Origin of the sequence: uncultured Allobosea sp., assembly GCF_945956895.1 — a bacterium.
In the GTDB taxonomy this organism is placed as follows: Bacteria; Pseudomonadota; Alphaproteobacteria; order Rhizobiales; family Beijerinckiaceae; genus Allobosea.
The window spans coordinates 1-20758 of the sequence record NZ_CAMFJF010000055.1 but is presented as its reverse complement, the minus strand read 5'-3'; the positions used below and the strand labels follow the sequence as shown (position 1 = coordinate 20758).

General features: G+C 64.8%; 19 protein-coding genes. 8 read left to right on the top strand and 11 right to left on the bottom strand.

Annotated elements, in window-relative coordinates; genetic code table 11:
- Positions 1 to 104: 104 nt before the first annotated feature.
- Positions 105 to 770, bottom strand: a complete 666-nt coding sequence (locus Q0Q02_RS19425) for a YggS family pyridoxal phosphate-dependent enzyme (protein ID WP_293811871.1) — start codon at positions 768 to 770, stop codon at positions 105 to 107.
- 152 nt (positions 771 to 922) lie between these two features.
- On the opposite strand from Q0Q02_RS19425, the gene leuS reads away from it, so the two are divergent.
- The 3 genes from leuS to holA are packed head-to-tail and all read left to right on the top strand — an operon-like array spanning position 923 to position 5102.
- On the top strand, positions 923 to 3547 hold the full coding sequence (leuS, locus tag Q0Q02_RS19420) for a leucine--tRNA ligase (protein ID WP_293811869.1): 2625 nt from the start codon (positions 923 to 925) through the stop codon (positions 3545 to 3547).
- Positions 3534 to 4067, top strand: coding sequence for an LPS assembly lipoprotein LptE (gene lptE, locus Q0Q02_RS19415; protein WP_293811867.1), 534 nt, complete (start codon positions 3534 to 3536; stop codon positions 4065 to 4067). Before leuS ends, lptE begins: the two co-directional genes overlap by 14 nt.
- 6 nt (positions 4068 to 4073) lie before the next feature.
- Positions 4074 to 5102, top strand: a complete 1029-nt coding sequence (gene holA, locus Q0Q02_RS19410) for a DNA polymerase III subunit delta (RefSeq protein ID WP_293811865.1) — start codon at positions 4074 to 4076, stop codon at positions 5100 to 5102.
- 159 nt (positions 5103 to 5261) lie between these two features.
- On the opposite strand, the gene Q0Q02_RS19405 is transcribed toward holA, so the two are convergent.
- The 8 genes from Q0Q02_RS19405 to hemE all read right to left on the bottom strand — a co-directional run bounded on the left by Q0Q02_RS19405 (position 5262) and on the right by hemE (position 14819).
- Positions 5262 to 6143: a ParB/RepB/Spo0J family partition protein gene (locus Q0Q02_RS19405; RefSeq protein ID WP_293811863.1), complete on the bottom strand. Its 882-nt coding sequence runs from the start codon at positions 6141 to 6143 to the stop codon at positions 5262 to 5264.
- A 30-nt stretch (positions 6144 to 6173) separates the two neighbouring features.
- Entirely contained in the window at positions 6174 to 7004 is an 831-nt protein-coding gene (locus tag Q0Q02_RS19400; protein ID WP_293811861.1) for a ParA family protein, read from the bottom strand.
- A complete protein-coding gene (gene rsmG / locus Q0Q02_RS19395; protein ID WP_293811859.1) occupies positions 7001 to 7648 on the bottom strand; it encodes a 16S rRNA (guanine(527)-N(7))-methyltransferase RsmG in 648 nt (215 codons plus the stop codon). Before rsmG ends, Q0Q02_RS19400 begins: the two co-directional genes overlap by 4 nt.
- Entirely contained in the window at positions 7645 to 9531 is a 1887-nt protein-coding gene (gene mnmG / locus Q0Q02_RS19390) for a tRNA uridine-5-carboxymethylaminomethyl(34) synthesis enzyme MnmG (RefSeq protein ID WP_293811857.1), read from the bottom strand. Before mnmG ends, rsmG begins: the two co-directional genes overlap by 4 nt.
- Before the next feature lie 65 nt (positions 9532 to 9596).
- The gene (gene mnmE / locus Q0Q02_RS19385) at positions 9597 to 10910 is read right to left on the bottom strand and encodes a tRNA uridine-5-carboxymethylaminomethyl(34) synthesis GTPase MnmE (RefSeq protein WP_293811855.1); all 1314 of its coding nucleotides are present in this window, start codon (positions 10908 to 10910) and stop codon (positions 9597 to 9599) included.
- Between the two features lie 939 nt (positions 10911 to 11849).
- The gene (gene rho / locus Q0Q02_RS19380) at positions 11850 to 13115 is read right to left on the bottom strand and encodes a transcription termination factor Rho (protein WP_293811853.1); all 1266 of its coding nucleotides are present in this window, start codon (positions 13113 to 13115) and stop codon (positions 11850 to 11852) included.
- A gap of 235 nt (positions 13116 to 13350) precedes the next feature.
- Entirely contained in the window at positions 13351 to 13773 is a 423-nt protein-coding gene (gene hemJ, locus Q0Q02_RS19375) for a protoporphyrinogen oxidase HemJ (protein WP_293811851.1), read from the bottom strand.
- A gap of 11 nt (positions 13774 to 13784) precedes the next feature.
- Positions 13785 to 14819: a uroporphyrinogen decarboxylase gene (hemE, locus tag Q0Q02_RS19370; protein WP_293811849.1), complete on the bottom strand. Its 1035-nt coding sequence runs from the start codon at positions 14817 to 14819 to the stop codon at positions 13785 to 13787.
- Between the two features lie 491 nt (positions 14820 to 15310).
- Between hemE and Q0Q02_RS19365 the strand changes: the two genes are divergently transcribed.
- Genes Q0Q02_RS19365 through dnaQ form a run of 5 tightly spaced genes read left to right on the top strand, consistent with a single transcriptional unit; the run spans position 15311 to position 18958 of the window.
- On the top strand, positions 15311 to 16141 hold the full coding sequence (locus Q0Q02_RS19365) for a pyruvate, water dikinase regulatory protein (RefSeq protein WP_293811847.1): 831 nt from the start codon (positions 15311 to 15313) through the stop codon (positions 16139 to 16141).
- The gene (locus tag Q0Q02_RS19360) at positions 16138 to 16764 is read left to right on the top strand and encodes a Maf family protein (RefSeq protein ID WP_293811845.1); all 627 of its coding nucleotides are present in this window, start codon (positions 16138 to 16140) and stop codon (positions 16762 to 16764) included. Before Q0Q02_RS19365 ends, Q0Q02_RS19360 begins: the two co-directional genes overlap by 4 nt.
- A 12-nt stretch (positions 16765 to 16776) precedes the next feature.
- The gene (locus Q0Q02_RS19355; protein WP_293811844.1) at positions 16777 to 17610 is read left to right on the top strand and encodes a shikimate dehydrogenase; all 834 of its coding nucleotides are present in this window, start codon (positions 16777 to 16779) and stop codon (positions 17608 to 17610) included.
- Between the two features lie 15 nt (positions 17611 to 17625).
- On the top strand, positions 17626 to 18240 hold the full coding sequence (gene coaE, locus Q0Q02_RS19350; RefSeq protein ID WP_293811842.1) for a dephospho-CoA kinase: 615 nt from the start codon (positions 17626 to 17628) through the stop codon (positions 18238 to 18240).
- Between the two features lie 4 nt (positions 18241 to 18244).
- Positions 18245 to 18958 (top strand): DNA polymerase III subunit epsilon, encoded by a 714-nt coding sequence (gene dnaQ, locus Q0Q02_RS19345; RefSeq protein WP_293811841.1) that lies wholly within the window; start codon positions 18245 to 18247, stop codon positions 18956 to 18958.
- 111 nt (positions 18959 to 19069) lie between these two features.
- Here the strand turns inward: dnaQ and Q0Q02_RS19340 are convergent, their stop codons facing one another.
- Both Q0Q02_RS19340 and secB read right to left on the bottom strand, forming a co-directional pair.
- A complete protein-coding gene (locus Q0Q02_RS19340) occupies positions 19070 to 19804 on the bottom strand; it encodes a TerC family protein (RefSeq protein ID WP_293811839.1) in 735 nt (244 codons plus the stop codon).
- Positions 19805 to 19974: 170 nt separating this feature from the next.
- A complete protein-coding gene (gene secB, locus Q0Q02_RS19335) occupies positions 19975 to 20469 on the bottom strand; it encodes a protein-export chaperone SecB (RefSeq protein ID WP_293811837.1) in 495 nt (164 codons plus the stop codon).
- Positions 20470 to 20758 lie beyond the last annotated feature (289 nt).

Genomic DNA, 20758 nt, shown 5'->3' with positions numbered 1-20758 from the left:
ATCGATGTCGGCGAACCGCTGAAGCAGGCTTAAAGCGCACTGTCATCCCGTGCGCGCTGCAGCGTTTCACGCTGCAGCGCGCACGGGATGACGCCTGGTTGACCTTACCCCCGCGCGCCAAAAATCGCGCTGCCGACGCGCACATAGGTCGCGCCGAGCTGGATCGCCGCCTCGTAATCGGCGCTCATGCCCATCGACAGGCCCTTGAGCCCGTTGCGGGCGGCGATCTTGGCCAGCAATCCGAAATGCGGCGAGGGCGGCTCGTCGGCCGGCGGAATGCACATCAGCCCCTCGATCGCGAGACCGTGAACCTCGCGGCAGCGAGCGATGAAGGCGTCCGTCTCGGTCGGCATGACGCCGCCTTTCTGCGCCTCCTCGCCCGTGTTGACCTGGACGAAAAGCCGCGGGGTCTTGCCCATCCGCGCGATCTCGCGCGCCAGCTCCTTCGCGAGGCTCTCGCGGTCCAGCGACTGGATGACGTCGAAGAGCTCGACCGCCTCGCGCGCCTTGTTGGATTGCAGCGGACCGATCATGTGCAGTTCGGCGTCGGGGAAGCGCTGCTTCAGCGCCGGCCACTTCGCCTTGGCTTCCTGCACATAGTTTTCGCCGAAGATGCGCTGCCCGGCTTCCAGCACCTCGGTGATCTGCTCGGCCGGCTTGGTCTTGGAGACCGCGACCAGCGCGACCGAGCCAGCTTCACGCCCGAAATCGCGCTCGGCGCGGCCGATCGCCGTCCGAATTTCAGCCAAACGCGTAACCGTATCGCTCATCTGCCAGCCTCTCATACCCTGCGCGCCGTTGACCGCGTGCGCGCAATGGTGTCCTAGAGCAGGTTGCAAGATTCCGACATCCGGTTTTTGCATTCAGCCCCTGCGCCGGCCTGCCTCCGGGAGCCGGCAAACGCCAAGAATTGCCCGCTGACATGGCCGTCGAACGCTACAATCCGAAAGAGTCCGAGCCGAAATGGCGCACCGTCTGGGAGGAGCGCAAGCTTTTCGAGACGAGGAACGACGATATCAGGCCGAGCTATTACGTCCTCGAGATGTTCCCCTATCCGTCGGGGCGCATCCATATGGGCCATGTCCGCAACTATGCGATGGGCGACGTGGTGGCGCGCTACAAGCGCGCCAAGGGTTTTTCGGTGCTGCATCCGATGGGCTGGGACGCCTTCGGCCTGCCGGCCGAGAACGCCGCCAAGCAGAAGAAGGTCCACCCGCGCGAATGGACCTATGAGAACATCGCGACCATGCGCAAGCAGCTCAAGTCGATGGGCCTGTCCCTCGACTGGAGCCGCGAGCTCGCGACCTGCGACCCCAGCTACTATCGCCACCAGCAGAAGATGTTCCTGGACTTCCTCAAGGCCGGGCTCGTCGACCGCAAGACCGCCAAGGTCAACTGGGACCCCGTCGACGAGACCGTGCTGGCCAACGAGCAGGTCATCGACGGCCGCGGCTGGCGCTCCGGCGCCCCGGTCGAGATCCGCGAACTGACCCAGTGGTTCTTCAAGATCACCGACTACGGCCAGGAGCTGAACGACGCTCTGGAAGGCCTGACCCGCTGGCCCGAGAAGGTCCGGCTGATGCAGAAGAACTGGATCGGCCGCTCGGAAGGCCTGCTGGTTCGTTTCGCCCTCGAATCGAATGGGGCCGGGCAGGACGAGGTCGAGGTCTACACGACTCGTCCCGACACGCTGTTCGGCGCCAAGTTCGTCGCCGTCGCCCCCGACCATCCGATCGCCAAGGCCATCGCGGCGAAGAGCCCGTCGCTGCAAGCCTTCATCGAGGAATGCAAGCGCACCGGCACGGCGCAGGAAGCGATCGACAAGGCCGAGAAGCTCGGCTTCGACACCGGCCTGCGCGCCGTCCATCCGCTCGATCCGAACTGGACGCTGCCGGTCTATGTCGCGAACTTCGTCCTGATGGAATATGGCACCGGCGCCATCTTCGGCTGCCCGGCGCATGACCAGCGCGACCTCGACTTCGTCAACAAATATGGCCTGGGCAATATCCCGGTCGTGGCGCCCGAGGGCACCGATCTCGCAGGCTTCGTCATCACCGACACCGCCTATGACGGCGACGGCCGCATGATCAATTCCCGCTTCCTCGACGGCATGACCATCGCGGAAGCCAAGGACGAGGTCGCTCGCCGCCTCGAGAGCGAGACCCGCGGCAATCGCCCGGTCGGCCAGCGCAAGGTCAATTTCCGCCTGCGCGACTGGGGCATCTCGCGCCAGCGCTACTGGGGCTGTCCGATCCCGGTCGTCCATTGTTCCGCTTGCGGAACGGTGCCGGTTCCGGACGCCGATCTGCCGGTGCAGTTGCCGGACGACGTCTCCTTCGAGAAGCCGGGCAACCCGCTCGACCATCATCCGACCTGGAAGCACGTCTCCTGCCCGCAATGCGGCAAGGACGCCCGTCGCGAGACGGACACGATGGACACCTTCGTCGATTCGTCCTGGTATTTCGCCCGCTTCACCGATCCGTGGCGGACGGAGAGCCCGACCGATCGCAAGGCCGTCGACCGCTTCCTCCCCGTCGACCAGTATATCGGCGGCGTCGAGCACGCGATCCTGCACCTGCTCTATTCGCGCTTCTTCACCCGCGCGATGAAGAAGACCGGCCATGCCGGGCTGGACGAGCCCTTCGCCGGCCTGTTCACCCAAGGCATGGTCGTGCACGAGACCTATCGTGCCGCCAATGGCGACTGGGTCGAGCCGGGCAATGTCCGCATCGAGGTCTCCGGCAATGACCGCCGCGGCTTCGACGTCGATACCGGCGCCTCGATCGAGATCGGCGCGATCGAGAAGATGTCGAAGTCCAAGAAGAACGTCGTGGACCCCGACGACATCATCGCCTCCTACGGCGCCGATACCGCGCGCTGGTTCATGCTCTCCGATTCGCCGCCGGATCGCGACGTGATCTGGACCGACGAAGGCGTCCAGGGCGCCGCCCGCTTCGTCCAGCGCCTCTGGCGCATGGTTGCGGAAATCGCCGAGCGTACCGGCGGCAAGGCCGGGAAGCCCGCCCAGATCGGCGAAGCCGCCCTGGCGCTGCGCAAGGCGAGCCACCGCGCGCTCGACGCCGTCGGCGCCGATATCGAGCGCCTTGGCTTCAACCGCTGCGTTGCCCATATCTACACGCTGACCAACGCCATCGGTAAGGCGCTCGACGGCGCGGCCGAGAAGTCCGAGCTCGATGCCGATATCGGTTTCGCGCTCCTTGAGGCCGCCACGATCGTCACCCAGCTTGTGGCGCCGATGATGCCGCACCTGGCCGAGGAATGCTGGCATGCGCTTGGCCAGCAGGGCCTCGCCGGCGAGGCATCCTGGCCGGAGGTCGATCCTGCTCTGTTGAAGGACAATCAGCTCACGCTGCCGGTCCAGCTCAACGGCAAGAAGCGGGCGGAAGTGACGGTTGCCGCCGATGCCGATACGGTTGCGGTGGAAGCGGCGGTGCGCGCCAACGACGCCGTTCAGCGGGCCCTCGAGGGGCGCCCGATCCGCAAGATCATCGTGGTTCCCGGGAGAATCGTGAATGTCGTCGTCTGAAGCCGCTCTCCCCCGCCGCAGCCTGCTCGCGGCCGTTCTCGCGGTCGCGGCCCTTGCCGGCGGCTGCTTCCAGCCGCTCTATTCCGACTACACGACCAGCACGATGGGCGGCAGCGTCAAGACGGCGCTGCGCGGCATCGAGATCCCGGAGATCAAGGGCCTGATCGGCCATTATTTCCGCAACGAGCTGGTCTATGAGCTCGACGGCAGCGGAGACCCGGACGCCCCGAGGACCTCGAAGCTCCAAGCCTCCGTGGCCGAATCGGTCGAGGTCGTCACGGTCGATTACGCCAATGGCCGCGCCGATTCGGCCGTCCTCGTGGCAACGATCACCTGGACGCTCACCCAGAACGGCACCGGCAAGGTTCTCGCCTCCGGCACCAATTCCGTCCGCGTTCCCTATGAGCGCTCTTCGCAGCGCTTCGCCACCGTGCGCGCCGCGCGCGATGCGCAGGTCCGTGCGGCGAAGAACCTCGCCGCCATCGTCAAGGGGCAGATCGCCGCCGATCTCACATCCTGACGCGCCATGGTTGCGATCAAGGCGCACGAGGCCGAGCGGACGCTTGCACGACTTGATCCCGCCTGGCGGCTGATCCTGGTCTACGGCCCCGATGCCGGCCTCGTCTCGGAACGGGCGGCGGGGCTCGCGCGGGCCAGCGTCGACGACCCCCAGGATGCGTTCCAGCTCGTGCGCATGGATGGCGACGCCATCGCCTCCGATCCGCTCAAGCTCGCGGACGAAGCCAACACGATCGGCCTCTTCGGCGGTCGCCGTGCCATTCGTGTGTCCCCGACTTCGAAGCCGCTTCTGGCTGCGCTGGAGCCGCTGCTGGCAACGCCCTCGCAGGATGCGCTCGTCATCGTCGAAGCCGGCGATCTGCAGCGCAATAATCCCATCCGCACGGCCTGCGAGAAGGCGAAGACGGCGCTGGCCGTGCCCTGCTATGGCGACGCGGCACGCGATCTCGGCTCGATCATCGATGAAATGGTCCGGGCCGCCGGCAAATCGATCGACCGGACGACGCGCGAGCATCTCGCCGGCCTGCTCGGCGGCGACCGGCAGACCTCCCGACGCGAGATCGAGAAGCTGCTGCTCTATGTCGGGGCTGATCCGGCTGTGCAGGTCGAGCATGTCGACGCCGTCGTCGGCGACACCGCCCAGCGCGAGCAGGCCATGCTGGTCGACGCCGTCTTTGCTGGAAAACTACCGGTGTTGGACCTCGCCCAGGCCAAGCTCAGCAGCGAAGGCCTCGACCCCGGCGTCATGCTCGGCGCCGTGCTGCGGCAGGCCCTGGCGCTCCTGAAGGCCCGCCAAAGCATCGATTCCGGCCGAGGCGTCAGGGATGTCGTTGCCACGATGCGCCTGCCCTATCCGCGCATCGCGACCACGGAAGCGGCATTGAACGCCTGGTCCAGCGCCAAACTAAACGAGGCCGTCGGCCTTCTGGGCAATGCCGTGCTGGCGACGCGGCAGAACGCCGATATGGGCCGCGCCATCGCGACCCGCGCCCTATGGACGCTTGCCCGGCTCGGTCGGGCCGGGCGAACTGATTGAAAGCGGCCGGCCACCGCCTCGCGCCGTCATTGCGAGCGTAGCGAAGCAATCCAGGAGGACCGGGCAGAGCAGTTCAGGCCGGCCCTCCTGGATTGCTTCGTCGCTCCGCTTCTCGCAATGACGATATAGCGCGGCGAAATCAGTTCGAACGCCTTCGAATCAGGACTTCAGGCGGTGGCAGAGCGCGTCGAGTTGCTCGAGCGTCTTGTAACCGATCTTGACCTCGCCGGAGCCATTCGCCCGATGGCCGATCGAAACGGAGAGGCCGAGCGCCTCTTCCAGCGCCTTCTCCAGGGCTCGCGTATCCGGATCCTTCACCGGTTTCGGCTTGCTCGGCGCGGTGTTGTTGGTCTCGCCACGCGACTCTTCCTGCACGATGCGTTCGATATCGCGGACGCTCAGGCCGTCGGCGATGATCTTCTGCGCCATGAATTCCGGATCCGAAACGGACAGAAGCGCACGCGCATGACCGGCTGAAACCGCGCCTTCGCTGACCAGCTTCCGCACCGGTTCCGGCAGCTTCGACAAGCGCAGCGTATTGGCGACATGGCTGCGGCTCTTGCCGATGACGCGGGCCAGGTCGTTCTGCGTATAGCCGAACTCGGCGATCAGGCGCTCATAGCCCGCCGCTTCCTCGATTGCGTTGAGATCCGTGCGCTGCACATTCTCGACGATGGCGATCTCCAGCGCCTCGCGATCGTCGGCCTCGACCAGGAGAACCGGCACATCGTGCAGTTCGGCACGCTGAGCCGCCCGCCAGCGACGTTCGCCGGCGATGATCTCGTAGGCGTCCATCATTCCGGGAATGGAACGAACGATGATCGGCTGCAGGATGCCGCGCTCGCGGATCGAGGTCGTCAGATCCTCGAGATCTTCCTCCACGAAGTTGCGGCGTGGATTGCGGGCGCTCGGGCGCAGGAACTCGACGGGAACGCGACGCTGGCCGCGCGCCCGCTCGATCGCCCCGATCTCATCACCGACATCGCCGATCAGCGCCGCCAGACCGCGGCCAAGGCGGGAACGCCCCTGTTCTTCGGCCATTGCCATCCTCTTCAACCTCTAACTGAACGTTCAGGCCGCGGCGCGCAGGGCCCGCTCGCGCTTGATCACTTCCGAAGCCAGGCGCAGATAGGCCTGCGAACCCGAGCAGCGCAGGTCGTAGAGCAACGCCGGCTTGCCATAGGACGGCGCCTCGGAAATCCGCACATTGCGCGGAATCACGGTCTCGTAGACCTTGTCGCCGAGGAAGCTCTTCACATCCGCCATCACCTGTCCGGACAGGTTGTTGCGTGGGTCGAACATCGTCAGCACCACGCCCTGGATGATCAGGCGCGGATTGAGGCCGGCCCTGACCTGCTCGACGGTCTTGAGCAGCTGGCTCAAGCCCTCCAGCGCGAAGAATTCGCATTGCAGCGGCACCAGCACCGCATCCGCCGCCGTCATCGCATTGATCGTGATCAGGCTGAGCGATGGCGGACAATCGATCAGGATATAGGTCAAGTCCTGACAACGCTGGTCATAGACCAGCTCATCGATCGCGTTCTTCAGCCGATGCGCACGGTCCTTGGCTGAGGCGATCTCCAGCTCGACGCCAAGCAGGTCGAGCGTCGAGGGCGCCAGCGACAGGCCGGGAACCGCCGTCGGCTGCAGCGCCTGCCCCAGCCCGACATCGCCGCAGAGCACGTCATAGGTCGACGACTTGCGGCTGCGGCGATCGACGCCCAGCCCCGTTGAAGCATTGCCCTGCGGATCGAGATCGACGATCAGAACCTTCTCGCCGATAGCCGCCAGGGCCGTCCCGAGATTGATCGCCGTCGTCGTCTTGCCGACGCCGCCCTTCTGGTTCGCGAGCGCGATCACGCGCGGGCGGCGCGGTGTCGTCACGGATGTGAGCTCAGTCATCGATCGGCTCGTCTCTCCGCCGAGCGCACCACCAGGATTCGCGCGGCATCGTCAGTCACGGAGGAAACCGTTGTCGCTTGAATCTTCCAATATCTGGTCGAGTCGGTCAATTCCGCATCTAGATGTTGTCCCTTGGGAAAGAGACCGAGCGTGCCGGTTCTCAACAGCTCTTCGCACCAACCAAGCAATTGGGGCAGGGGCGCCAGCGCACGCGCGGTCACGACCTCGACCTTGCCGGTGAAATCGCCGATCACATCTTCGATACGCGCCGCATGGACTTTCACCGGCGCGCCCGTGATCCGGGCGGCATGGCGCAGGAAGGCGCATTTTCGCGCATTGCTTTCGACCAGGTCGATCTGCCCCTTGCCCTGCTCCGCCAGGCAGATGCCGATCACCAGGCCTGGAAAACCACCGCCGGAACCGAGATCAAGCCAGCGCTCCCGCCCTTCCGCAAGGCCGAAGATCTGGAGGGAATCCGCGATATGCCGCGTCCAGACATCGGCAAGCGTCGCCGAGGAGACGAGATTCTTCGCCGCCTGCCAACGCCCGAGCTCCGCGACCAGAAGAGCAAGACGCTCCTCTGTTTCACGTGAAACAGGCGTCAAGCTCAAAGCGCGCTGGCGGTCGTTCTTATCAACAGTCACATCGACCCTGTGGATAATGCAGCCGCGCGACTCTTTCGGGCATGAGCCGCCAGCAAGGTCAGAGCCGCCGGCGTCATGCCTTCGATCCGCCCCGCCTGCGCGAGATCGGCCGGACGCTGTGCCGCCAGCTTGAGCTTCAATTCGTTCGACAGGCCCGAGATTGCATCGAGATCGAGATCGGCTGGAACCTTGAGGGACTGATCGCGGCGATAGGACTGGATCTCGGCCGCCTGCCGGTCGAGATAGACCGAATAGACCGCATCCGCCGTCACCCGCGCTACGACGGGAGTCGCGTATTCGTTCAGCTCCGGCCAGATACTTGCCAGCTGCTCGAACGTGACATCCGGGTAGGAGAGGATCTGGTAGGCGCTGCGACGAAGCCCGTCATGGTTGAGCTGCAGGCCGACCGCCTGGGCCTGCTGCGGGGTCAGCGAAAGATCCTGCAGTTTCTCTCGCAGAGCAGAGATATCCCGATTGCGGGTCTCGAAAGCCTCCTGCCGCGCCGAACCGACGATACCCAGCTGCAAACCCAGTGGCGTCAATCGCTCATCGGCATTGTCGACGCGCAAAGACAGGCGAAACTCGGCGCGCGAGGTGAACATCCGATACGGCTCCGTAACGCCATGCGTCACGAGATCGTCCACCAGTACGCCGATATAGGACTGGGTGCGATCGAACACAGTGGCCTCGGCCCCGCCAGCCATCCGCGCTGCATTCAGGCCGGCAAGCAGGCCTTGCGCGCCAGCTTCCTCGTAACCGGTCGTACCGTTGATCTGCCCCGCCAGGAACAGCCCGGCGATCGCCCGTGTCTCCAGCGTGTTCTTGAGAGCTCGCGGATCGACGAAATCGTACTCGATCGCATAGCCCGGCCGCTGCATCGTCGCCCGCTCGAGGCCCGGAATCGTCTTCAGCAGGTCAAGCTGCACATCCTCGGGCAAGGAGGTCGAAATCCCGTTCGGATAGACTGTGTCGTCGTCGAGCCCCTCGGGTTCGAGGAAAATCTGGTGACCATCACGATCGCCGAAGCGCCCGACCTTGTCCTCGATGGACGGGCAATAACGCGGGCCGCGGCCCTCGATCTGGCCTGAGAACATCGGCGCTCGATGCAGATTCGCCCGGATGAGATCATGGCTCGCCAGCGTCGTCCGCGTAATCCCGCAAGCGATCTGCCGATTGGTGATCGCCTTCGTCAGCGCCGAGAACGGCTCGGGCGGCTCGTCGCCTGGCTGCATCTCCAGCGCGGTCCAATCGATGCTGCGGCCGTCGAGACGCGGCGGCGTTCCCGTCTTCAGGCGGCCGAGCGGAAAGCCATGGCGTTCCAGCGTTGCCGAAAGGCCAAGGGACGGCGCCTCGTCGACGCGCCCGGCCGGAATCCGCTTCTCACCGATATGGATCAGGCCGCGGAGGAAGGTGCCCGTCGTCAGCACAACCGTTCCGGTAGCGAATCGACGACCATCCGCCAGGACAACGCCGGCAACGCGGCCGGATTCAACCTCGAGGTCGAAAACCTCGCCGGCGACGATATCGAGATTGGGTTGCGCCGCCAGCAAATCCTGGACGGCCTGGCGATAAAGCTTGCGGTCCGCCTGAGCGCGGGGCCCGCGCACAGCCGGGCCCTTCCGGCGATTGAGCATGCGGAACTGGATGCCGCCGAGATCGGCCGCCCGCGCCATGATCCCGTCAAGCGCATCGATCTCGCGGACGAGGTGCCCCTTGCCGAGCCCGCCGATGGCGGGATTGCAGGACATCACGCCGACGGTTTCGGGCTTATGCGTCACCAGCGCCGTGCGGGCGCCATAACGTGCCGCAGACGCGGCTGCCTCGGCTCCGGCATGGCCGCCACCGACGACGATCACGTCGTATTGCTGCCGATGAATTGACATGCCGTTTCGCTAGCGAAGCCCGGCAGGCGGGTCAACGAAAACTGCCGGCCTCGGCCGCGCCGGCTTCACTTTCCGATACAGAATCCTGCAAACAGCCGGTCCAGGACGTCCTCGACATCGATACGGCCGACGAGGCGTTCGAGCGCGACCACCGCAACGCGCATGTCCTCCGCCAGCAGTTCGCCCTGTCCATGGCGTGCCATCACTGCCCGCTCCAGCGCTGCAATCGCATCCGCGACGGCGATGCGATGGCGCTCCCGGGTCAGGAGGGCGGGTTCTCCCGAGCCGAGTCGCTGGAGCCGCCCGACGATCTCCGCTAGCAGCTCCGTCAATCCCGCGCCGCTCCGCACCGAAATGGCCAACTCCCCCGGCAGGACCGACCCTGGAAGGTCGGCCTTCGTCGCAACCTTGAGCAGTTGGGTTTCATTTTCGATTCGATACGGATCCGAATCAATGCCGCGCAAGGCGAGAACAAGATCGGCACGTTCGACGAATGCTCTTGCGCGCCGAACACCTTCAGCTTCGATGGGATCGGTGCTCTCGCGCAAGCCGGCCGTATCGATCAGGATGACCGGGAGCCCGGTCAGATCCAGCCGTACTTCCAGAGAATCCCGCGTGGTTCCCGCAATCGCCGAGACGATCGCGACATCGCGCCGGGTCAGCGCGTTGAGCAGGCTGGACTTGCCGGCATTGGGCGGCCCTGCCAGCACCACGACGAACCCCTCCCGCACCCGTTCTCCCATGGCGAAACCACCAAGGGCCTGGCGCAGCGAGTTCAGAACTTCGTCCGCCAGAGCCAGCGCTTGCTGCTGCAAGGGGCCGGAGACATCGCCCTCGTCGGAAAAGTCGAGTTCGGCCGCCAACAGGCTCATGGCCTCGATCAAGGCATCCCGCCACCGCGCCGCGAAGTCACTCAGGGCGCCATCCATCTGGCGCAGCGCCTGTCGGCGTTGCCATTCCGTTTCCGAATCGATCAGGTCCGCCAGACCCTCGACCGCAGCGAGATCGAGCTTGCCAGCCTCGAAGGCGCGCCGCGTGAATTCTCCCGCCTCCGCAAGCCGCAACCCGGGCAGCGCTGCAAGAGCAGCAAGCAACCGCGCCAGAACCGCGCGCGAGCCATGGACATGGAATTCAGCCACGTCCTCGCCGGTAAAACTTGCAGGTGCGGGGAAGAACAGAACCAGCGCGCTATCGATGGTCTCGCCTGACCCGTCACGCAGCCGGCGCAAGGTCGCGACCCGCGGCTCGGGCAGGGCACCAGCAAATGTTTCGAGAACGAATCGAACGCGAGGCCCAGAGATCCGGACTACGGCGACGCCGGCTTTACCCGACGCCGAAGACAGCGCGACGATCGTGGGATGCGCTTCCGTCGCTATCATACCCTCTGAATCCATTCGGCTGTCGACCGCGCGAGATCGGGCGGACGCCGTTTGCCAAGGCGGAGCTTATCGATCGAGCTCGCCCTGATAGGGGTCGGCCGCTGACGCCGTCATGAACGAGGTTCCCACGAACATCAAGATCAAGCGTCGAGAGCGATCCGCGGCGCGTTCGTAGCACCTGAAAACCGTGGCACTACCTGGCACTACCGACATCCCGCTCATCATGAACAACGCGCGGTAGTTTCTAAAATATCGGATTTTTCAAGCAGTTGAGCAGGTAGTGCTTTAGGTTGTGACCGGCAACGTCGTCATCGACCAAATAGTTTGACGATCACGGATCGCGACAGGGCGCAGCCTCAAGTTGGCGCCGGCCACGATCCATTTCGAGTCCGAATCGGTAGTCGCCCTGAAAGCGTAACAGCACCCCGGAATGTGGCCCTCTCACGGTCGGGTTCGGTGCCATGCCGGATGAGGCGACCCGCCGTTCCATGTCCTTGTCTTAGTGCCTTCAGATCCTGGTCAGAACCTTTCAAGCGGCACTACCTCAAAATCGACGCGAGCCAAGCCGGTACGACTCTTTCTGAAGCCCGGAGACTTCCCGCCGCCGGACAAGGGAGCCTTGCCAGCGGACGCAAGCGACGCACTGGCCAGGTATCCCGTACTTGATCGATGGCGAAGCCCGCCAGGCTCACGGCCGCTCCGCTTGCACGGCCATACTCATGCACTCGGGCGGCGGTACGACCTCAGCCGATACCAAGCCAGCTGCCCGGTGATGATCAGGCCCTGATCGATTGCCCCAGGGAGAATCCGGCCGCACTTCATGAGTCTCCCTGGGACTACCTCTCGGCGAGGGAACTCCAGAACGATTTCGCCGCCGCACCGGCCCTTGGAAGGATCGGTACGGCGGCGAATCGAAAACGCCGAATTGTAAAATCAGCCTCAGGTATTCATCGAATCGAAGAATTCCGAGTTCTGCTTGGTCTGGCGCAGCTTGTCGATGAGGAACTCGATCGCGTCCTGCGGGCCCATCGGGTTGAGGATGCGGCGCAGCACATAGGTCTTCTGCAGATCGGAGCGCGGCGTGATGAGCTCCTCCTTGCGGGTGCCGGACTTGAGGATGTCGATCGCCGGGAAGATGCGCTTGTCCGCGACCTTGCGGTCGAGCACGATTTCCGAGTTGCCGGTGCCCTTGAACTCTTCGAAGATCACCTCGTCCATGCGCGAGCCAGTATCGATCAGCGCCGTGGCGACGATGGTCAGCGAACCGCCTTCCTCGATATTGCGGGCGGCGCCGAAGAAGCGCTTGGGGCGTTGCAGAGCGTTGGCATCGACACCGCCGGTCAGGACCTTGCCGGAGGACGGCACGACCGTGTTGTAGGCGCGGCCGAGGCGGGTGATCGAATCGAGCAGGATCACGACGTCGCGGCCGTGCTCGACCAGGCGCTTGGCCTTCTCGATCACCATCTCGGCGACCTGGACATGGCGGGAGGCCGGCTCGTCGAAGGTCGAGGACACCACCTCGCCCTTCACCGAGCGCTGCATGTCCGTGACTTCTTCCGGGCGCTCGTCGATCAGCAGCACGATCAGATAGCACTCGGGGTGATTGCTGGTGATCGACTGGGCGATGTTCTGGAGCAGAACCGTCTTACCGGTGCGCGGCGGCGCCACGATCAGCGCGCGCTGGCCCTTGCCGATCGGCGCGACGATATCGATGACCCGCGGCGAGAAGTCCTTCTTCGTGGGGTCCTGCACCTCGAGCTTCAGACGCTCGTCCGGATAAAGCGGCGTCAGGTTGTCGAAATGGATCTTGTGCTTGATCTTCTCCGGGTCCTCGAAATTGATCGAGTTGACCTTGAGCAGGGCGAAATAGCGCTCGCCGTCCTTCGGGCTGCGAATCGGCCCTTCGACCGTGTCACCGGTGCGCAGGCCGAATTTCCGGATCTGCGAGGGCGAGACGTAAATGTCATCCGGACCCGGCAGATAGTTCGAATCGGAAGAGCGCAGGAAGCCGAAGCCGTCCTGCAGCACCTCGACAACGCCCTCGCCCAGGATTTCCGTCTCGCGCGCGGCCAGCTGCTTCAGGATGGCGAACATCAGCTCCTGCTTGCGCATGGTGCTGGCGTTCTCGACCTCGACTTCCTCGGCGAAGGCCAGGAGTTCGGTCGGCGACTTGCTCTTGAGCTCTTGAAGCTTGATTTCCCGCATGGGGCACCCGGATTATGAACGCCCTGCGAACAGGCAGGGTTGGGGACGGTACTGGATTGATCGACTTATCGGTCCTGAGCGGACCTGCGCTTGGGTTGCGCGACATGAGCTGCTGCAAGGGCAGGCGGCTCACGAACAGTCGACAACAGGGAAGACGCTGGAGAAGCGTAAGGTCCTGATAGCGGGAATCCGATCCGGGCTCAAGCGGGAAAGCGCACCCGGCTTCAGAACGACTTCAGAACGGTTTCACGATGACGAGAATGACGATGCCCACCATCAGCACCGCCGGCACCTCGTTGAGGATGCGGAAATAGCGCGGCGACTTCACGTTGCGGTCCGCGGCGAAGTTGCGGACATGCTTCACCAGCACGCCATGGATGCCCGACAGCACGAAGACGAGCAGGAGCTTGCCGTGCAGCCAACCGCCCTTGAAGCCGAAGCCATACCAGGCGAGGTAGAGGCCGAGCACCCAGGTCACGATCATCGCAGGGTTGATGATGCCCTTGAGCAGCCGGCGCTCCATGATCTTGAAGGTCTCGGACTGGATCGAGCCGGTCTGCGCTTCCGCGTGATAGACCATCAGGCGTGGCAGATAGAGCATGCCGGCCATCCAGGAGATGACGGCCATGACATGGAAAGCCTTGATCCACTCGTACATCGCCTGAGCCCTCAGCCCCGTACCCGTTTCAGCAAGCGCTCGACATGCGCGATCGGCGTGTCCGGCAGGATGCCGTGGCCGAGATTGAAGATGAAGGGCCGGTCTCCGAAAGCTGTCAGGATGGCATCGGCCTCCTGCTCCAGCTCGGGACCTCCGGCGCGCAGCACCAGCGGATCGAGATGGCCCTGCACCGGGACCTTCGACTGGATGGCGTCGCGGACGAAGCTCCGGTCGATATCGGTCTCGAGCCCGACCGCATCGACGCCGGTCCCCGCGATATAGTCCGGGATCAACTGCCCGGCGCCGCGGGGGAAGCCGATGACCCGCGCCTGCGGATGTACCGCCCGCACACCCTCGACGATCCGTCGCGTCGGCGCGATGCACCAGCGCCTGAAATCCTCCGGCCCGAGTACGCCCGCCCAGCTGTCGAAGATCTGGACGGCGTCGACGCCGGAGGCGATCTGCGCGTTCAGATAGGCGATGGACGAGGTCACGAGCCGGTCGATGATCGCCTGGAACAGGATCGGATCGCGGCCGAAGAGCTCCCTGGCCGGTCCCTGGTCCGGCGTGCCACGGCCAGCCACCATATAGGTCGCCACGGTCCAGGGCGCGCCACAGAAGCCGATGAAGCCGGTTTCACGGGGCAGGGCAGCCCGCACCCGCCGCACCGTCTCCAGGATCGGATCGAGCCTGCTTTGATCGGCCTCGCGATCGATCTCCGCCAGACGCGCGGCATCGGCCACCGGCTCGAGCCGCGGTCCCTCGCCTTCGGCGAACCAGAGCTTCTGACCCAGAGCCTGCGGCGCGACCAGGATATCGGAGAACAGGATCGCGGCGTCGAAGCCGAAGCGCCGGATCGGTTGAAGGGTCACCTCGGCAGCCAGCTCGGGATTGTAGCAGAGCGAGAGGAAGCTGCCGGCCTTGGCCCTGAGCTCGCGATATTCGGGAAGATAGCGTCCGGCCTGGCGCATCAGCCAGATCGGAGGCGTCGATAGCGCTTCGCCGCCAAGCACGCGGATCAGGGCAGGGGTCTCGGTTCTCGTCATGCCTGACGGGCCATCCATCCCGCTCTCTCTTAAATTAAGATTCCTAGAGAGAATCTTTTGTTTTGACTCTTGGAGGCAGGGAGATAGCCCGCCACAATTTTGTCCACAACCGCTCCACAGCCACTGAGACAGCGAGTCGCGGGGCAGCCTGACCCTCGGTGGCCGGTTAAGGCTTTGTTAACGAGTTGGAATCGGCAGCACCGGCGGAGCCGTCCAAAATGATTCACGTGAAACACTTTCTTTACCATTCACAGCCGGGCGGCTGTTGATGGTTCGGGCGGGTTATACAGACGTGCCGCCCGACCGCCATTTCCTGTTCAGTTGTCCACATTGCTCCCCATGGCCGGGGATGGCCGGCTGTTCCCGCAAAGGCTCGCTGATCGAGCCTCGGAAGAAAGGAAAAGCCGGGCCGGCGTCAATTCGCACCGGGGCGATTCCGGTCGGGCGCAAACCGCGCTAGAGGATAAGGACGCTTCAGGCCGGGGGGTGCCGTGGTCCGCAACTATTTCCATCTGCATCTGGTCTCGGATGCGACCGGCGAGACGCTGATCGCGGTCAGCCGGGCCGCGGCCGCGCAATATGAAACCGTCTCGGCGATCGAGCATGTCTATCCGCTGGTCCGCTCGGAGGCGCAGCTTGCCCGCGTCCTCGCCGAGATCGAGGCTTCGCCCGGCGTCGTGCTCTACACGCTGGTCGAACCGGAATGGCAGGAGAAGCTGGAAAATTTCTGCCGCGAGCTCGGCTGCCCCTGTCTCTCGGTGCTGCAGCCCGTGCTCTCGCTGTTCCAGTCCTATCTCGGCCAGGCCTCGGCGCCGAAGCCGGGCGCGCAGCATGTGCTCAACACCGAATATTTCCGCCGCATCGACGCGATGAATTACACGCTGCTGCATGATGACGGGCAGATGGGCGGCGATCTCGACAATGCCGACGTGATCCTCGTCGGCATCAGTCGCACTTCGAAGACGCCGACGAGCATCTATCTCGCCAATCGTGGCATCAAGACCGCGAACATCCCGTTGGTGCCGAATATCCCGCTGCCGCCCGAACTGGAAAACGCCAAGAAGCCTCTGATCGTCGGGCTCATCGCCAGTGCCGATCGCATCGTCCAGATCCGCCAGAACCGCCTGCTGTCGCTGCGCGCCGACGACGATACCGCTTATGTCGATCCGACCGCGGTTGCCGACGAGGTGACGCAGTCGCGCCGTCTTTGCGCCCGCAAGGGTTGGCCGGTGATCGACGTGACGCGCCGCTCGATCGAGGAGACCGCTGCCTCGATCCTCGATCTCCTCCGCGACCACCGCATGAAGTTCATCGCAACATGAGTATGCCATCCAGCCTCTGGCTCAAGGCCGAGCCCCTGATCCTCGCCTCCGGCAGCACGACCCGGCGCGACATGCTCCTGGCTGCCGGCATTCCGGTCGAGGTCGTGAAACCGGAGATCGACGAGCGCGCCGTCGAGAAGCCTTTGGCCGATCGCGGCGTGCCGGCTGATCAGGTCGCGGCGGCTCTGGCCTGCGCCAAGGCGCTTGCCGTATCGCGAGACCGGCCTGGTCGCCTTGTCCTGGCTGCCGATCAGACCCTGATTTGCGGTGGCACCGCCTTCCACAAGCCGGCCGATCTCGCCGGGGCTGAACGCCAGATCGCGGCGCTCGCCGGCCGGACCCACGAGCTGCATTCCGCTTTCGTCATGGCGCGTGATGGCGCGCCGCTGGCTGAAGGGCTCGAGGCGGCACGCCTGACCATGCGCCCGCTGCACGGCGATTTCGTCGCGCGCTATCTCGCTGTCACGGGATCAGCCGCCCTGTCCAGCGTAGGCGGCTATCAGCTGGAAGGGCCGGGCGCCCAGCTCTTCGACAAGGTCGAGGGCGACCATTTCACCATTCTCGGCCTGCCGCTGCTTGCAGTGCTCGCCTCGCTGCGCGATCTCGGCTGCCTCGCCCGCTAACGGACTTGATTCATGGCGCCTCGCTGCTTCGTCATCGGACATCCCATCGCGCATTCGCGCTCGCCTCTGATCCATGGCGAATGGCTGCGCGAGCATCGGCTCGCCGGCTCCTATGAGCGGATCGATATCGCGCCTGCCGATCTCCCGGCTTTCATCATGCGTCTGCGTGAGGGCGAATTCGCCGGCGGCAATGTCACGGTACCGCACAAGGAAGCGGTGATGACGCTGGTCGACGAGGTCAGCGCTGCCGGCCGGGCAGTCGGTGCGATCAACACGCTCTGGCGCGAGAACGGCCGGATCATCGCCGACAATAGCGACGTGCCGGGCTTCCTCGCCCATCTCGATGCGACGGTGTCGGGCTGGCAGGAACGGGTCGAAACGGCCCTTGTCCTTGGCGCGGGCGGTGCGGCGCGCGGCATCTGCTACGGCTTGAAGGCGCGTGGCGTCCCGCACATCCTTGTTGTCAATCGCAGCCCAGAACGTGCGGCCGAACTGGTCGCCGCGCTCGGCCATCCCTTGGAAGCGGGGAACTGGGCACAGCGCAACAGCCTCGTCGGCAAGGCCGACCTCATCGTCAACACGACGGCGCTCGGCATGCAGGGCAAGCCGCGCTTGGAGATCGATCTTTCAGCTTTGCGGCCGGGCACGATCGTCGACGACATCGTCTATGTCCCCTTGAAGACTGCATTGCTGGCCGATGCTGAACGGCGCGGCGGAATTCCCGTCGACGGGCTCGGCATGCTGCTCCACCAGGCCGTGCCCGGCTTCGCCCGCTGGTTCGGCGTGACGCCGCAGGTGACGCCGACCCTGCGCGCCCTGATCGAAGCCGATATCCTGAAGGCCTGATTCGCCGGAGCCATCATGACCTTCGTCCTCGGCCTCACCGGTTCGATCGGAATGGGGAAATCGACGACCGCGCAGCTCTTCGTGCAGCGCGGCGTGCCCCTGCACGATGCCGATGCGACTGTGCATCGCCTCCACCGTGGCCGCGCGGCGGCGCCGATCGAAGCCGCCTTTCCGGGGACGGTCATCGATGGCGCAGTCGATCGCGCCAAGCTGGGGGCCGCCGTGCTCGGCAAGCCCGAGGCCCTGCGGCGGCTCGAAGCGATCATCCATCCCTTGGTGCGCGAGGAGGAGGAGGCCTTCCTCGCCCGCTGCCGCCGGGAGGGTGCGGAGCTCGCCATCATCGACGTGCCGCTCCTGCTCGAAACATCGGGCGAGTCGCGTTGCGATGCCGTCCTTGTCGTGACGGCGCCCGCGGAGGTTCAACGCCAGCGCGTTCTTGCCCGTCCCGGCATGAGCGCGGAAAAGCTCGACGCCATCCTGTCGCGCCAGATGCCGGATGCGGAGAAGCGCCGTCGTGCCCATTTCCTTGTGGACACGTCGCGCGGTCTCGTGGCCGCCGAGCGGCAGGTCGGCTCTATCCTGATGGCGCTCGCCGGCCGTCCCGGGCGCGGTGCGCAAGCGAGGTCCTGAAGCGATGCGCGAGATCGTTCTCGATACCGAAACCACCGGCGTCGAAGCCAATAACGGCGACCGCATCGTCGAGATCGGCTGCGTCGAACTGCTCAATCATTGTCCGAGCGGCCGCACCTTCCACGTCTATATCAACCCCGAACGCTCGATGCCGATCGAGGCCTTCAACGTCCATGGCCTCTCGGAGGAGTTCCTCTCGGACAAGCCGGTCTTCGCCGCGATCGCGCAGGAATTCGCGGAGTTCATCGCCGGCGCGAAGCTGGTGATCCATAACGCCGCCTTCGACGTCGGCTTCATCAACATGGAGTTCAAGCGTCTCAGCCTGCCGCCGATCGAGCAGGCCTTCGTGGTCGACACGCTGTCGATGGCGCGCCGTAAGCATCCCGGCGCCTCGAACAGCCTCGATGCGCTCTGCTCGCGCTATGGCATCGACAACGGCCGCCGCACCAAGCACGGCGCGCTGCTCGATTCCGAGATCCTGGCCGAGGTCTATATCGAGCTGATCGGTGGCAAGCAGGCCTCGCTCGGCCTCGGCGTCGAGGCAGCGGGGCGTTCCGGCGTCGCCATGGCTGCGGTCGAGAAGCCGCAGCGCCAGCGTCAGCTCGCGCCGCGGCTCAGCGCGGAAGCGCTGAAAGCTCATGAGGCCTTCATCCTCGGCTCGCTCAAGGCGCCGCTCTGGAAAGGCTATCTCGGCATCACGGACGACGCAGCGCAGTAACCGCTCCGTCATTCTCGGGCGAAGCGAAGCGCAGACCCGAGAATCTCGTGCCGGAAAGGGTGCTTTTTCCTGAGATGCTCGGGTCAAGCCCGAGCATGACGGGCTCCCAACTTATCGCGCCCGGCGGCGCGACAGCATGTTGAGCGCCTCGATCAGGGCGGAGAAAGCCATCGCGGCGTAGATATAGCCCTTCGGCACATGCACGCCGAAACCTTCGGCGATCAGCGTGCCGCCGATCATCAGCAGGAAGCCCAGCGCCAGCATCACGATCGTCGGGTTCCTGTCGATGAAATGCGCCAGCGGATCGGCGGCGAGCAGCATCGTCAGCACCGCGACGATGACGGCGATGACCATGACGGGGACATGCTCGGTCATGCCGACGGCGGTAATGATCGAGTCGATCGAGAACACCAGGTCGAGGATCAGGATCTGGAAGATCGCCGCGCCGAAGCCGAGCGTCGCAGCCCGCGTACCACCCTCGGCCAGAATCGATTGAGGGTCGGGATCGACCTTGTGATGGATCTCCTTCGTCGCCTTCCAGACCAGGAAGAGGCCGCCGGCGATCAGGATGAGGTCGCGCCAGGAGAAGGCCTGGCCGAAGATCGAGAAGACAGGCGCGGTCAGCTTGACGATGAAGGCGACGGTGCCGAGCAGGCCGAGCCGCATGATCAGCGCCAGGCCGATGCCGATCCTGCGGCCCTTCGAGCGCTGATGCTCCGGCAGCTTGTTGGTCAGGATCGAGATGAAGATCAGGTTGTCGATGCCGAGCACGACCTCCATGGCGATCAGTGCCCCGAGCGCGGCCCAAACGGCGGGGTCGGCGGCAAGCGTCAGAAGGGCGTCCATCAGGTCTCCATCGGATACGGAAAAGGCGGGCGTCCCTGCCGGGGCGTCCGCCGATGAGCTGATCACATGGAGAGGGGTACCTTGCTCCGCAAGGACAACAATCAACCGCAATAAACGAAGAAAGGGCCCGCCAGGGCCCTTCCGTCATACTCTGCCGATAGGGCGCCCGATCAGTTGGCCGCGGCGCCCGGCTGGCCCTGGAGCTCCTGCAGACGCTGCTGGAACAGCGCCGCAAAATCGATCGGCGGTACATAGAAGGGCGGGAAGCCGCCGTTCTGCACGGCCTCGGCGATGATCTGCCGGGCAAAGGGGAAGAGCAGGCGGGCGCAGTCGATCACCAGCACGGGGTGGATATGCTCCTGCGGGATGTTCTGCAGGCGGAACACGCCGGCATAGCTGAGATCGAAGGCGAACAGCGTCTCGCCCTTGATCTCGGCCTTGCCCTCGAGGCGCAGCACGGTCTCGTAGTCGTCATCGCCGAGAGCGGTCGAGCCGACATTGACCTGCAGCGACATCTGCGGGCCCTGCTGGGCCTCCTGCTGGGCGAGCGAGCGCGGCGCCTTCGGATTCTCGAAGGAGAAATCCTTGGTGTACTGGATCAGGGCGTTCAAGCTCGGAGCCTGGTCGGCATCGGCGCCATTGCCGTTGGGAAGTTCGTTGGCCATCGGTCCCATCTTGTTCTGGCAGGCTGTCTCGGGAAATCCCGCGCCATTGCCGGCACTCGGGACTGCGCTCCATGCTATGGAGCGGCGCGCGCGTCGGCTATCATGGACGCCGTTCCGGCACAAGAAGTCGCCTTCACAAGCCGGGGGGTGGATGTTACGAGCCAGTCTCACCATATGACGGTGAAGGCCCGGCGCATCCACGCAGACGGGTCAGACAATAACGGGGAGCCGCGGGTCAGCTTTCGATGCAAAATTCCTTCGACATGCAGACTCTGGTCTTCCTGGTCCT

Bases quoted from the DNA above. Each gene is read 5' to 3' on its own strand.
- Q0Q02_RS19425 (WP_293811871.1), bottom strand. From the start codon at position 770: ATGAGCGATACGGTTACGCGTTTGGCTGAAATTCGGACGGCGATCGGC.
- leuS (WP_293811869.1), top strand. From the start codon at position 923: ATGGCCGTCGAACGCTACAATCCGAAAGAGTCCGAGCCGAAATGGCGC.
- lptE (WP_293811867.1), top strand. From the start codon at position 3,534: ATGTCGTCGTCTGAAGCCGCTCTCCCCCGCCGCAGCCTGCTCGCGGCC.
- holA (WP_293811865.1), top strand. From the start codon at position 4,074: ATGGTTGCGATCAAGGCGCACGAGGCCGAGCGGACGCTTGCACGACTT.
- Q0Q02_RS19405 (WP_293811863.1), bottom strand. From the start codon at position 6,143: ATGGCCGAAGAACAGGGGCGTTCCCGCCTTGGCCGCGGTCTGGCGGCG.
- Q0Q02_RS19400 (WP_293811861.1), bottom strand. From the start codon at position 7,004: ATGACTGAGCTCACATCCGTGACGACACCGCGCCGCCCGCGCGTGATC.
- mnmG (WP_293811857.1), bottom strand. From the start codon at position 9,531: ATGTCAATTCATCGGCAGCAATACGACGTGATCGTCGTCGGTGGCGGC.
- mnmE (WP_293811855.1), bottom strand. From the start codon at position 10,910: ATGATAGCGACGGAAGCGCATCCCACGATCGTCGCGCTGTCTTCGGCG.
- rho (WP_293811853.1), bottom strand. From the start codon at position 13,115: ATGCGGGAAATCAAGCTTCAAGAGCTCAAGAGCAAGTCGCCGACCGAA.
- hemJ (WP_293811851.1), bottom strand. From the start codon at position 13,773: ATGTACGAGTGGATCAAGGCTTTCCATGTCATGGCCGTCATCTCCTGG.
- hemE (WP_293811849.1), bottom strand. From the start codon at position 14,819: ATGACGAGAACCGAGACCCCTGCCCTGATCCGCGTGCTTGGCGGCGAA.
- Q0Q02_RS19360 (WP_293811845.1), top strand. From the start codon at position 16,138: ATGAGTATGCCATCCAGCCTCTGGCTCAAGGCCGAGCCCCTGATCCTC.
- Q0Q02_RS19355 (WP_293811844.1), top strand. From the start codon at position 16,777: ATGGCGCCTCGCTGCTTCGTCATCGGACATCCCATCGCGCATTCGCGC.
- coaE (WP_293811842.1), top strand. From the start codon at position 17,626: ATGACCTTCGTCCTCGGCCTCACCGGTTCGATCGGAATGGGGAAATCG.
- dnaQ (WP_293811841.1), top strand. From the start codon at position 18,245: ATGCGCGAGATCGTTCTCGATACCGAAACCACCGGCGTCGAAGCCAAT.
- Q0Q02_RS19340 (WP_293811839.1), bottom strand. From the start codon at position 19,804: ATGGACGCCCTTCTGACGCTTGCCGCCGACCCCGCCGTTTGGGCCGCG.
- secB (WP_293811837.1), bottom strand. From the start codon at position 20,469: ATGGCCAACGAACTTCCCAACGGCAATGGCGCCGATGCCGACCAGGCT.